Source organism: Streptomyces sp. HUAS TT7 (assembly GCF_051550175.1).
In the GTDB taxonomy this organism is placed as follows: Bacteria; Actinomycetota; Actinomycetes; order Streptomycetales; family Streptomycetaceae; genus Streptomyces.
The window spans coordinates 3,121,176-3,132,694 of sequence record NZ_CP196175.1 but is presented as its reverse complement, the minus strand read 5'-3'; the positions used below and the strand labels follow the sequence as shown (position 1 = coordinate 3,132,694).

The window sequence follows — 11,519 nt, the reverse complement described above, 5'->3', positions numbered from 1 at the left end:
GTACGTGACCACTATCGACAAGACCCTCAACGTCCCGGCACAGCGTCCCTCCGGGGACGAGTCCGGTGCGCTGCTCGAAGTCCGCGACCTGCACGTGGAGTTCCACACCCGAGACGGTGTCGCCAAGGCGGTCAACGGTGTCAACTACTCGGTGAACGCGGGCGAGACGCTCGCCGTGCTCGGCGAGTCCGGCTCCGGCAAGTCCGTGACAGCCCAGGCGATCATGGGCATCCTCGACATGCCGCCGGGGAAGATCCCGCAGGGCGAGATCCTCTTCCACGGCCAGGACATGCTCAAGATGTCCAACGAGGAGCGCCGCAAGATCCGTGGCCAGAAGATCGCGATGATCTTCCAGGACGCGCTCTCCGCGCTCAACCCGGTCCTCAACGTCGGCTACCAGCTCGGCGAGATGTTCCAGGTGCACCAGGGCCTGTCCCGCAAGGACGCCAAGCTCAAGGCCATCGAGCTGATGGACAAGGTCAAGATCCCGGCCGCCAAGTCCCGGGTCACCGACTACCCCCACCAGTTCTCCGGCGGTATGCGCCAGCGCATCATGATCGCCATGGCGCTCGCCCTGGAGCCGGACCTGATCATCGCGGACGAGCCGACCACCGCGCTCGACGTGACCGTCCAGGCCCAGGTCATGGACCTGCTCGCGGAGCTCCAGCGCGAGTACAACATGGGCCTGATCCTGATCACCCACGACCTCGGCGTGGTCGCCGACGTCGCGGACAAGATCGCGGTGATGTACGCGGGCCGCATCGTCGAGCAAGCCCCGGTGCACGAGATCTACAAGCGCCCCGCGCACCCGTACACCAAGGGACTGCTCGCCTCGATCCCGCGCCTGGACCAGAAGGGCCAGGACCTGTACGCGATCAAGGGCCTGCCGCCCAACCTCCTGAAGATCCCGACCGGTTGCGCCTTCAACCCGCGCTGCCCTCAGGCGCAGGACATCTGCCGTACCGAGGTCCCGGCTCTGCTGCCGGTCACCGAGAAGGACGGCACCGACCTGGTCGGCCGCGGCAGCGCCTGCCACTTCTGGAAGGAGACGATCCATGGCTGAGCTCGACAAGAAGGACGAGGCCGTGGACGCCACTCCCAACGTCACCGACGTCGTCAAGGTGGACGCCTCCACGACCACCGAGGTCGAGGCGATCCTCGACGCCCCGGTCGACCGGGGCGAGCCGATCCTCCAGGTCCGCAATCTGGTCAAGCACTTCCCGCTGACCAGCGGCATCCTGTTCAAGAAGCAGGTCGGCGCGGTCAAGGCCGTCGACGGGATCTCCTTCGACCTGTACCAGGGCGAGACGCTCGGCATCGTGGGCGAGTCCGGCTGTGGCAAGTCCACCGTCGCCAAGCTCCTGATGACGCTGGAGCGGGCGACCGCCGGCGAGGTCTTCTACAAGGGCCAGGACATCACCAAGCTGTCCGGGCGGGCCCTGAAGGCGGTCCGCCGCAACATCCAGATGGTGTTCCAGGACCCGTACACCTCGCTGAACCCGCGCATGACGGTCGGCGACATCATCGGGGAGCCCTTCGACATCCACCCCGAGGTGGCTCCGAAGGGCGACCGGCGCCGCAAGGTCCAGGAACTCCTGGACGTCGTGGGCCTCAACCCCGAGTACATCAACCGGTACCCGCACCAGTTCTCCGGCGGTCAGCGCCAGCGCATCGGCATCGCCCGCGGCCTCGCGCTGAACCCCGAGATCATCATCTGTGACGAGCCGGTCTCCGCCCTCGACGTGTCCGTCCAGGCGCAGGTCATCAACCTGATGGAGAAGCTGCAGAACGAGTTCAACCTGTCGTACGTGTTCATCGCGCACGACCTGTCGATCGTTCGGCACATCTCCGACCGGGTCGGTGTGATGTACCTCGGCAAGATGGCCGAGATCGGCACCGACCAGCAGATCTACGAGCACCCGACGCACCCCTACACCCAGGCGCTGCTCTCCGCCGTCCCGGTCCCCGACCCGGACGCGCGCGAGCACCGCGAGCGGATCATCCTCACCGGTGACGTCCCCTCGCCCGCCAACCCGCCGTCGGGCTGCCGCTTCCGCACCCGCTGCTGGAAGGCGGAGGACCGCTGCTCGACCGAGGTCCCGCTGCTCGCGATCCCGGAGCGGTTCCAGGGTCTGGACAGCCCGGTGGCGCACGAGTCGGCGTGCCACTTCGCCGAGGAGAAGGACGTCGTCGGCGCGGCCTGACACCGGCACCACACGGGTGGGCCCGCGGTTCCCGACCGGGATCGCGGGCCCACCCGTTTGTGCGCCCGTACGGCGCTGGTAAAGGTGCGGTATCTGCGCTTCCGGGGTGATATTTGGGCCTAAGTGAGACTTGGGACTCGAATGGGACTCTAGGAGGACTCCATGCGCGGAGCCGCGCACGCCAAGTGGGCCGCCGGTGCGGTGGTCGTCGCCCTCGTGGCCACGGCCTGCGGTGGGGGAGGGAGCGGCGGCGGTGGCGGCGCCGAAGGGATCGTCAGCTCCTCCTGGGGCGACCCGCAGAACCCGCTGGAGCCGGCCAACACCAACGAGGTGCAGGGCGGCAAGGTCCTCGACATGCTCACGCGCGGCCTCAAGCGGTACGACCCGAAGACCGGCGAGGCCAAGGACATGCTCGCCGACAAGATCGAGACGACCGACTCCGAGAACTTCAAGGTCACCCTCAAGGACGGCTGGACGTTCTCCAACGGCGAGAAGGTCACCGCCAAGTCCTTCGTGGACGCCTGGAACTACGGCGCCAACCTGAAGAACAACCAGAAGAACGCCTCGATGTTCTCCTACATCGACGGCTACGCCCAGATCCACCCCAAGACCGGGTCCCCGGCCGCCGACACCATGTCCGGCCTCAAGGTCGTCGACGACAAGACCTTCACGGTCAGGCTCAACCAGAAGTTCTCGACCTGGCCCGACACCCTCGGCTACCCCGCGTTCGCCCCGCTGCCCAGGGCCTTCTTCGACAACCACGCGGCCTGGCTGTCCAAGCCCGTCGGCAACGGCCCGTACACGGTGGACTCGTACACCAAGGGCTCCAAGCTGGCGATGCGCAAGTGGGCCGGGTACATGGGCGAGGACAAGGCGCAGAACGGCGGCATCGACCTCAAGGTCTACACCGACAACAACACCGCCTACACCGATCTGACGGCCGGCAACCTCGACCTCGTCGACGACGTGCCCGCCTCCCAGCTCAAGAACGTGAAGGCCGACCTGGGCGACCGGTACATCAACACCCCGGCCGGCATCATCCAGACCCTCGCCTTCCCCTACTACGACGCCGCCTGGAACACCCCGGACGCGGTCAAGGTCCGCAAGGGCATCTCCATGGCGATCAACCGGCAGCAGATCACCGACACCATCTTCCAGAAGACCCGCACCCCCGCCACCGACTGGACCTCGCCGGTGCTCGGCGAGGCCGGCGGCTACAAGGCCGGGCTGTGCGGGGACTCCTGCACCTACAACCCCGCCGAGGCCAAGAAGCTCATCACCGAGGGCGGCGGCATCCCCGGCGGGCAGCTGAAGATCTCGTACAACGCGGACACCGGCTCGCACAAGGAATGGGTCGACGCGGTCTGCAACAGCATCAACAACGCGCTCGGCAACGACAAGGCGTGCGTCGGCGGGCCGGTCGGCACCTTCGCGGACTTCCGCAGCCAGATCACCCAGTCGAAGATGTCCGGCCCCTTCCGGGCGGGCTGGCAGATGGACTACCCGCTGATCCAGAACTTCCTCCAGCCGCTGTACTACACCGGCGCCTCCTCCAACGACGGCAAGTGGTCCAACGCCGAGTTCGACAAGCTGGTCGACCAGGCCAACGCCGACACCGACAAGGCGAAGGCGGTCGCCGACTTCCAGCACGCCGAAGGCGTCGTACGGGACCAGATGGCGGCCATCCCGCTCTGGTACCAGAACGGCAGCGCGGGCTACTCGACCCGGATCTCCAACGTCTCGCTGAACCCCTTCAGCGTCCCGGTCTACGACCAGATCAAGGTGGGCTGACGCCGTAGGGCGCACGGCCCGGCGCGCTCAACCCGGCGCCGGGCCAAGCCCGTTGAGAGTTCCGACGACCCCCGGAGGGCCTCATGGGACGGTATGTGATCCGGCGTCTGCTCCAGATGATCCCGGTCTTCTTCGGGGCCACGCTGCTGATCTTCCTGATGGTGAACGTGATGGGGGACCCGATCGCCGGCCTGTGCGGCGACAAGGCCTGCGACCCCGCCACCGCCGCCCAGCTCAAGAAGGAGTTCGGCCTCGACAAGCCGGTCTGGCAGCAATACCTGACGTACATGGGGAACGTGTTCACCGGCGACTTCGGGACCGCGTTCAACGGGCAGAAGGTCACCGAGCTGATGTCCGCCGCCTTCCCCGTCACCATCCGGCTGACCATCGTGGCGATCCTCTTCGAGATCGTCATCGGCATCAGCCTCGGCGTGGTCACGGGGCTGCGGCGCGGCCGGCCCGTCGACACCGTCGTCCTGATGTTGACCCTCATCGTCATCGCCATCCCCGTCTTCGTCACGGGCCTGCTGCTCCAACTGCTGCTCGGCGTCGAATGGGGCGTCATCAGACCCACGGTCTCGCCGGAGGCCCCGTTCAACGAACTCCTCGTCCCGGGCCTCGTGCTGGCGTCCGTGTCGCTGGCGTACGTCACCCGGCTCACCCGGACCTCGATCGCCGAGAACTCGCGCGCCGACTACGTCCGCACCGCCGTCGCCAAGGGCCTGCCCAGGCGCCGGGTGATCACCAAGCACCTGCTGCGCAACTCGCTGATCCCCGTCGTCACCTTCATCGGCACGGACGTCGGCGCGCTGATGGGCGGCGCGATCGTCACCGAGCGGATCTTCAACATCCACGGCGTCGGCTACCAGCTCTACCAGGGCATCCTGCGCCAGAGCACCCAGACCGTGGTCGGCTTCGTGACCGTGCTCGTGCTGGTCTTCCTGGTCGCCAACCTCATCGTCGACCTTCTGTACGCCGTACTCGACCCGAGGATCCGCTATGCCTGAGCCCTACGACGACGGAGCGATCGCCGGGACGGGGGCCGGCGGGGCGATGGACCTCGCGGCGAGCGAGGCTGCCACCCTGGAGAAGACCCCCGGCGGGCCGCTCGGCACCGGCCCCTCCGAAAAACCCCGCTCGCTGTGGTCGGACGCCTGGCGCGACCTGCGCCGCAACCCCGTCTTCATCCTCTCGGGCCTGGTCATCCTCTTCCTGGTCGTCATCTCGCTGTGGCCCTCGCTGATCGCCGACGGCAACCCGCTCCAGTGCGACCTCGCCAAGGCGCAGGAGGGCTCCCAGCCAGGACACCCCTTCGGCTACAACGGGCAGGGCTGCGACGTCTACACGCGGACCGTCTACGGCGCCCGCACCTCGGTCACCGTCGGCGTGTGCACCACCGTCGGCGTCGCCCTGTTCGGCTCGTTCGTCGGCGGGCTCGCCGGGTTCTTCGGCGGCGGCTGGGACGCGCTGCTCTCCCGCGTCACCGACATCTTCTTCGGCATCCCCGTCGTCCTCGGCGGCCTGGTCTTCCTGTCGGTGGTCACCTCCGCCACCGTCTGGCCGGTCATCGGCTTCATGATCCTGCTCGGCTGGCCGCAGATCGCCCGCATCGCCCGCGGCTCCGTCATCACCGCCAAACAGAACGACTACGTCCAGGCGGCCCGCGCCCTCGGCGCCTCCAACTCCCGCATGCTGCTCCGCCACATCGCGCCCAACGCCGTGGCGCCGGTCATCGTCGTGGCGACCATCGCACTCGGTACGTACATCGCGCTCGAAGCGACGCTGTCCTACCTCGGCGTCGGCCTCAAGCCGCCCACCGTCTCCTGGGGCATCGACATCTCGGCCGCCTCCCAGTACATCCGCAACGCCCCGCACATGCTGCTCTGGCCGGCCGGGGCGCTGGCGATCACGGTGCTCGCGTTCATCATGCTCGGCGACGCGGTGCGCGACGCCCTCGACCCCAAGCTGCGTTGAGGAGAGGGACCATGCTGCTCGAAGTACGCGATCTCCAGGTGGAGTTCAAGACGCGGGACGGGGTCGCCAAGGCCGTCAACGGGGTCAACTACTCGGTGGACGCGGGCGAGACGCTCGCCGTGCTCGGCGAGTCCGGCTCCGGCAAGTCCGTGACCGCGCAGGCCGTCATGGGCATCCTCGACATGCCGCCCGGACGGATCGCGGGCGGCGAGATCCTCTTCCAGGGCAAGGACCTCCTCAAGCTCAAGGAGGACGAGCGGCGCAGGATCCGCGGCTCCGGGATGGCCATGATCTTCCAGGATGCGCTGTCCTCCCTGAACCCGGTGCTCAGCGTCGGCGACCAGCTCTCGGAGATGTTCACCGTCCATCGCGGCATGTCCAGGAAGGACGGCAGGGCCAAGGCCGTCGAGCTGATGGACCGGGTGCGCATCCCCGCCGCGAAGGAGCGGGTCGGCCAGTATCCCCACCAGTTCTCCGGCGGCATGCGCCAACGCATCATGATCGCGATGGCGATGGCCCTCGAACCGTCCCTGATCATCGCGGACGAGCCCACCACCGCCCTCGACGTCACCGTCCAGGCCCAAGTGATGGACCTGCTGGCCGAGTTGCAGCGCGAGCTGAACATGGGGCTCATCCTGATCACCCACGACCTGGGCGTGGTCGCCGACGTCGCGGACAAGATCGCGGTGATGTACGCGGGCCGCATCGTCGAGCAGGCCCCGGTGCACGAGATCTACAAGAAGCCCGCGCACCCGTACACCAAGGGGCTGCTCGAATCGATCCCGCGCCTGGACCAGAAGGGCCAGGAGCTGTACGCGATCAAGGGCCTGCCGCCCAACCTGATGCACATCCCGCCGGGCTGCGCCTTCAACCCGCGCTGCCCGATGGCCCAGGACGTCTGCCGGACCGACGTGCCGCCGCTGTTCGACGTGGCCGCCGACCGGCAGAGCGCGTGCTTCTTCTGGAAGGAGACCCTCGATGGCTGAGGCCATTCTGGAGGTCAGGGACCTGGTCAAGCACTATCCGCTGACCCAGGGCATCCTCTTCAAGAAGCAGGTCGGCGCGGTCAAGGCGGTCGACGGCGTCTCCTTCGACCTCGCGGCCGGCGAGACGCTCGGCATCGTCGGCGAATCCGGCTGCGGCAAGTCGACGGTCGCCAAGATGCTGGTCAACCTGGAACGCCCGACGGCCGGGCAGATCAAGTACAAGGGCGAGGACATCACGCAGATGTCCGGGCGGGCCCTGAAGGCGGTCCGGCGCAACATCCAGATGGTGTTCCAGGACCCGTACACCTCGCTGAACCCGCGCATGACGGTCGGCGACATCATCGGGGAGCCGTACGAGATCCACCCCGAGGTGGCCCCGAAGGGCAACCGCCGCCAGAAGGTCCAGGACCTGCTGGACGTGGTCGGGCTCAACCCCGAGTACATCAACCGCTACCCCCACCAGTTCAGCGGCGGCCAGCGCCAACGCATCGGCATCGCGCGGGGGCTGGCGCTCCAGCCCGAGATCATCGTCGCGGACGAGCCGGTCTCCGCGCTCGACGTCTCGGTGCAGGCGCAGGTCGTCAACCTCCTGGACCGCCTCCAGAACGAGTTCTCCCTCTCATACGTCTTCATCGCCCACGACCTGTCCATCGTGCGGCACATCTCCGACCGGGTCGGGGTGATGTACCTCGGCCGGATCGTCGAGATCGGCCGGGACGAGGAGATCTACGACCACCCCACCCACCCCTACACCCAGGCGCTGCTCTCCGCGGTGCCGGTGCCCGACCCGTCCGCGCGCGAGCACCGCGAGCGCATCATCCTGACCGGGGACGTGCCCTCGCCCGCGAATCCGCCGTCGGGCTGTCCCTTCCGTACGCGCTGCTGGAAGGCGCGGGAGCGGTGCGCCCTTGAGGTGCCGTTGCTTGAGGTGCCGGCCGAGTTCCGGCTGGCTCCGGGCCCGGCCCACCACCCCTCGGCCTGCCACTTCGCGGAGGAGAAGCGGGTGGTGCCGCCGGACGCGGGCCGCGGGTAGGGGGCTTTTTGCGCAGTTCCTCGCGCCCCTGAAACCCGCTTTTGACCGCGGGCCGGTGGGGGCTGGTCGCGCAGTTCCCCGCGCCCCTGAACCCGCCTTCGACCGCGGGCCGGTGGGGGCTGGTCGCGCAGTTCCCCGCGCCCCTGGAGTGCTCGGCTTCGCCGTTGCCTCAAGGGGCGTGCCGCCGAGGCCCGCGCCCGCGGTGGTGGCTGGGGTGTGCGGGCGCGGGCCTCGCTCCGAGCGGAGGCACTACGAACTCGGGTCAACGGGTGGTGTCCGTCGCCTCCTCGATCGCGGCGAGCGCGGGGTCGAGGACCACGTCCTCGTCCCGGGCCGTGATCGTCGGCTCCTCCGGGAAGTGGCACGCCGTCAGATGCCCCTCCCGGTTGCCCTCGATCCGCACCAGCGGCGGCATCTGTGAAGCGCAGCGCTCCTGAGCCTTCCAGCACCGGGTGCGGAACCGGCAACCGGACGGCGGGTCCACCGGCGAGGGCACGTCCCCGGCGAGGCGGATGCGCTCGCGGCCCTCGCCCTCCTCGTCCACCACGGCCTCCGGAACCGCCGAGAGCAGGGCGTGGGTGTACGGGTGGCGCGGACGCCGGTAGATCGACTCGCGATCGCCGACCTCGACGATCCGGCCCAGGTACATCACCGCGACCCGCTGCGAGAAGTGCCGCACGATCGCCAGGTCGTGCGCGATGAACAGGAAGGCGATGTCCAGCTCCTGCTGGAGGTTCTGGAGCAGGTTGACCACCTGCGCCTGGATCGACACATCGAGCGCCGAGACCGGCTCGTCCGCCACGATCAGCTTGGGCTCCATGCCCAACGCCCGTGCCACGCCGATGCGTTGGCGCTGGCCGCCGGAGAACTCGTGCGGGAAGCGGTTGTAGTGCTCCGGGTTCAGACCGACGGTCTCCAGGAGCTCGCGCACCCGCCGCTCCACGCCGCCGGGCGGCTTGATGGCGTTGACCAGCATCGGGTTGGCGATGATGTCGCCGACCGTCTGGCGCGGGTTGAGCGAGGCGTACGGGTCCTGGAAAATCATCTGGATCTCGGACCTGATCGGCGCGATGTCCCGGCGGGAGGCGTGGGTGATGTCCCGCCCGGCGTAGACGACCTTTCCGGCGGTGGGCTCCAGGAGCCGGGTGACCAGGCGGCCGGTGGTCGACTTGCCGCAGCCGGACTCGCCGACCAGGCCGAGGGTCTCGCCCCTCCCGATGCTGAAGTCGATCCCGTCCACGGCGCGCACATCGCCGACGTGCCGCTTGAAGAGGAACCCCATGTTGATCGGGAAGTACTTGACGAGGCCGGTCACTTCGAGCAACGGGCCCGTGCCGCCGGACCCGGGCGCGCTGCCCCGCTGCTCGGCGAGGCTGGTGGCTTTCTCACTCATGACGATGTCCCGCATCCTTGTCAGCGCAGCCTCGGACGGATCTGGTCGGTGAAGATGGCCTCTTTCTGATTACTCGTCAGGTGGCAGGCGGAGCCGCGTCGTTGGTCTTCGGGCAGATCGGGCCGGACGGTGTGGCAGGTCCCGCCCGGGACCTCCCCGGTGAAGCCGCACCGGGGGTGGAACGGGCAGCCCGGCGGCGGTGAGAGCAGGCTCGGCGGGGCGCCGGGGATCGGCATCAGCGGGGTCTCGACCGAGGAGTCGAGGCGGGGTACGGAGCCGAGCAGCCCCCAGCTGTAGGGGTGCTGGGGCCGGTGCATGACCTCCTTGACGGTGCCGCGCTCCACGCACCGGCCGGCGTACATCACCATCACCTGGTCGGCGGTCTTGGCGATCACCCCGAGGTCGTGGGTGATGATGATGATCGCCGCGCCGGTCTCCTGCTGGAGGTCCTTGAGCAGGTCGAGGATCTGGGCCTGGACGGTCACGTCGAGCGCGGTCGTGGGCTCGTCCGCGATCACCAGCTCCGGGTCGCAGACCAGCGCCATCGCGATCATGGCGCGCTGCCGCATGCCCCCGGAGAACTGGTGCGGATAGTCGTCGACGCGCAGCTCGGGCTGGGGGATGCCGACCTTGCGCAGCATGTCCACGGCCCGCGCCCGCGCCTCGCGGCGGGAGGCGCCGGTGTGCTTCATGAGGGGCTCGGCGATCTGCCGGCCCACCGTGTAGAACGGCGAGAGCGCGGCCAGCGAGTCCTGGAAGATCATCGCCATCTTCTTGCCGCGCAGCCGGTTCAGCTGCCGCTCGGTGGCGCCGGTCAGCTCCTGGCCGTCGAGCAGGATCTCGCCCTGGATCGTGGTGTTGCGCGGGTTGTGAAGGCCCAGGATCGCGAGGTTGGTCACCGACTTGCCGGAGCCCGACTCGCCGACGATGCCCAGCGTGGAGCCGCGTTCCAGATCGAAGGAGAGGCCGTCGACGGCCTTGACGGTGCCGTCCTCGGTGGCGAAGTGCACATACAGGTCGCGGACCGAGAGGAACGAGCGCGCCGGCGCGGAGACCGGCTCGGCGGCGGGCTGGCTCAGGGTGGACACAGGTGGTTCTCCTGAAGGTCTGCGGGCGTCAGGCGAGCCTGATCCGGGGGTCGATGAAGGCGTACGCCAGGTCCACGACGATGTTGCAGACGACGATGAGGGAGGCGCCGATGAGCATCACGGCCATCTCCAGGGGCAGGTCGCTGCGGAGCACCGCCTCCACCGAGAGCAGCCCGAGGCCGTGCAGGCCGAAGGTGACCTCGGTGATGATCGCGCCGCCGAGCACCGCGCTCAGGTCCACGCCGAAGATGGTGATGATGGTGGCCATCGCGCCGCGCAGCGCGTACCGCAGGAAGACGTAGCGGGACGACATGCCCTTGGCGCGGGCCGCCCTGATGTGGTCCTCGGAGAGCTGCTCGACCATCAACGAGCGGGTCTGGCGGCTGTAGTTGGACCAGAAGATCACCGAGAGGACCAGGCAGGGCAGGATCATCCCGGTGACCGAACCCCAGATGTCGTGCGCCCAGTCCACGTCGTGGCCCCGGTCGAGCCAGCCCAGCTTGGTGGAGAAGAAGAGGATCGCCAGCGGTCCGATGAAGTAGATCTGCACTGATTGCCCGAGCAGCGAGGTGGCGCTGGCGAACCGGTCGAAGACCGTGCCCTGGCGCCAGGCCGAGATCAGGCCGAGCGAGACGCCGATGGTGAGGAAGACCGCCGCGCCGCCGACCGCGAGGGTCAGCGTCGTCGGATAGCTGTCGGCGATCGTGCCCCAGACCGGCTGCTGATTGGCGAAGGAATAGCCGAAACAGGGCGCCGGGCAATTGCCGATCGGCATATGACGGCCGGCGAAAATGCCGACCATGTAGTGCCAGTACTGCGTCCAGATCGGCAGGTTGAGCCCGAGGTTCTTGCGGATCAGGGCGACATTCTGCGGATCGCACTGCTTTCCGCAGGAGAGCAGCGCCGGGTCGGACGGCAGGGAGAAGAAGAGGAAATACGTGATCATGCTGATCAGAACCAGAATGACCATGGCACCGAGCACACGGCGCACCAGGAAACGGAACATCGGCTGACTCTTCCGTCGCTATGCGGTTTCCCCGGCCCGCCTCG

10 protein-coding genes are annotated in these 11,519 nt (G+C 68.3%); 7 read left to right on the top strand and 3 right to left on the bottom strand.

Annotated elements, in window-relative coordinates:
* Positions 1-4 precede the first annotated feature (4 nt).
* The 7 genes from ACSHXC_RS13900 (at position 5) to ACSHXC_RS13870 (ending at position 7,988) form a co-directional block, all read left to right on the top strand.
* Positions 5-1,063 (top strand): ABC transporter ATP-binding protein, encoded by a 1,059-nt coding sequence (locus ACSHXC_RS13900; RefSeq protein WP_438291890.1) that lies wholly within the window; start codon positions 5-7, stop codon positions 1,061-1,063.
* On the top strand, positions 1,056-2,204 hold the full coding sequence (locus ACSHXC_RS13895; protein ID WP_438291889.1) for an ABC transporter ATP-binding protein: 1,149 nt from the start codon (positions 1,056-1,058) through the stop codon (positions 2,202-2,204). The genes ACSHXC_RS13900 and ACSHXC_RS13895 overlap by 8 nt, the downstream gene beginning before the upstream one ends.
* A 162-nt stretch (positions 2,205-2,366) precedes the next feature.
* On the top strand, positions 2,367-3,995 hold the full coding sequence (locus ACSHXC_RS13890; RefSeq protein WP_438291888.1) for a peptide ABC transporter substrate-binding protein: 1,629 nt from the start codon (positions 2,367-2,369) through the stop codon (positions 3,993-3,995).
* An 83-nt stretch (positions 3,996-4,078) separates the two neighbouring features.
* Positions 4,079-5,002: an ABC transporter permease gene (locus tag ACSHXC_RS13885; protein WP_438291887.1), complete on the top strand. Its 924-nt coding sequence runs from the start codon at positions 4,079-4,081 to the stop codon at positions 5,000-5,002.
* Positions 4,995-5,969: an ABC transporter permease gene (locus tag ACSHXC_RS13880; RefSeq protein WP_438291885.1), complete on the top strand. Its 975-nt coding sequence runs from the start codon at positions 4,995-4,997 to the stop codon at positions 5,967-5,969. Before ACSHXC_RS13885 ends, ACSHXC_RS13880 begins: the two co-directional genes overlap by 8 nt.
* A gap of 11 nt (positions 5,970-5,980) precedes the next feature.
* Positions 5,981-6,955 carry an ABC transporter ATP-binding protein gene (locus tag ACSHXC_RS13875; protein ID WP_438291884.1) on the top strand — a complete coding sequence of 325 codons (975 nt, stop codon included), beginning with the start codon at positions 5,981-5,983 and terminating at the stop codon, positions 6,953-6,955.
* Positions 6,948-7,988 carry an ABC transporter ATP-binding protein gene (locus ACSHXC_RS13870; protein WP_438291883.1) on the top strand — a complete coding sequence of 347 codons (1,041 nt, stop codon included), beginning with the start codon at positions 6,948-6,950 and terminating at the stop codon, positions 7,986-7,988. The genes ACSHXC_RS13875 and ACSHXC_RS13870 overlap by 8 nt, the downstream gene beginning before the upstream one ends.
* Positions 7,989-8,250: 262 nt before the next feature.
* Here ACSHXC_RS13870 and ACSHXC_RS13865 read toward each other — a convergent pair whose 3' ends face one another.
* From ACSHXC_RS13865 to ACSHXC_RS13855, 3 genes are read right to left on the bottom strand one after another with little or no spacing between them, the layout of a single operon-like run.
* Positions 8,251-9,381 (bottom strand): ABC transporter ATP-binding protein, encoded by a 1,131-nt coding sequence (locus ACSHXC_RS13865; RefSeq protein ID WP_438291882.1) that lies wholly within the window; start codon positions 9,379-9,381, stop codon positions 8,251-8,253.
* Positions 9,382-9,401: 20 nt separating this feature from the next.
* Positions 9,402-10,469 (bottom strand): ABC transporter ATP-binding protein, encoded by a 1,068-nt coding sequence (locus ACSHXC_RS13860; RefSeq protein ID WP_438291881.1) that lies wholly within the window; start codon positions 10,467-10,469, stop codon positions 9,402-9,404.
* Between the two features lie 28 nt (positions 10,470-10,497).
* Positions 10,498-11,475, bottom strand: a complete 978-nt coding sequence (locus tag ACSHXC_RS13855) for an ABC transporter permease (protein WP_438291880.1) — start codon at positions 11,473-11,475, stop codon at positions 10,498-10,500.
* Between the last annotated feature and the right edge of the window lie 44 nt (positions 11,476-11,519).

Coding starts and splice junctions, on each gene's coding strand:
- ACSHXC_RS13895 (WP_438291889.1), top strand. CDS start 1,056: ATGGCTGAGCTCGACAAGAAGGACGAGGCCGTGGACGCCACTCCCAAC.
- ACSHXC_RS13890 (WP_438291888.1), top strand. CDS start 2,367: ATGCGCGGAGCCGCGCACGCCAAGTGGGCCGCCGGTGCGGTGGTCGTC.
- ACSHXC_RS13885 (WP_438291887.1), top strand. CDS start 4,079: ATGGGACGGTATGTGATCCGGCGTCTGCTCCAGATGATCCCGGTCTTC.
- ACSHXC_RS13880 (WP_438291885.1), top strand. CDS start 4,995: ATGCCTGAGCCCTACGACGACGGAGCGATCGCCGGGACGGGGGCCGGC.
- ACSHXC_RS13875 (WP_438291884.1), top strand. CDS start 5,981: ATGCTGCTCGAAGTACGCGATCTCCAGGTGGAGTTCAAGACGCGGGAC.
- ACSHXC_RS13870 (WP_438291883.1), top strand. CDS start 6,948: ATGGCTGAGGCCATTCTGGAGGTCAGGGACCTGGTCAAGCACTATCCG.
- ACSHXC_RS13865 (WP_438291882.1), bottom strand. CDS start 9,381: ATGAGTGAGAAAGCCACCAGCCTCGCCGAGCAGCGGGGCAGCGCGCCC.
- ACSHXC_RS13855 (WP_438291880.1), bottom strand. CDS start 11,475: ATGTTCCGTTTCCTGGTGCGCCGTGTGCTCGGTGCCATGGTCATTCTG.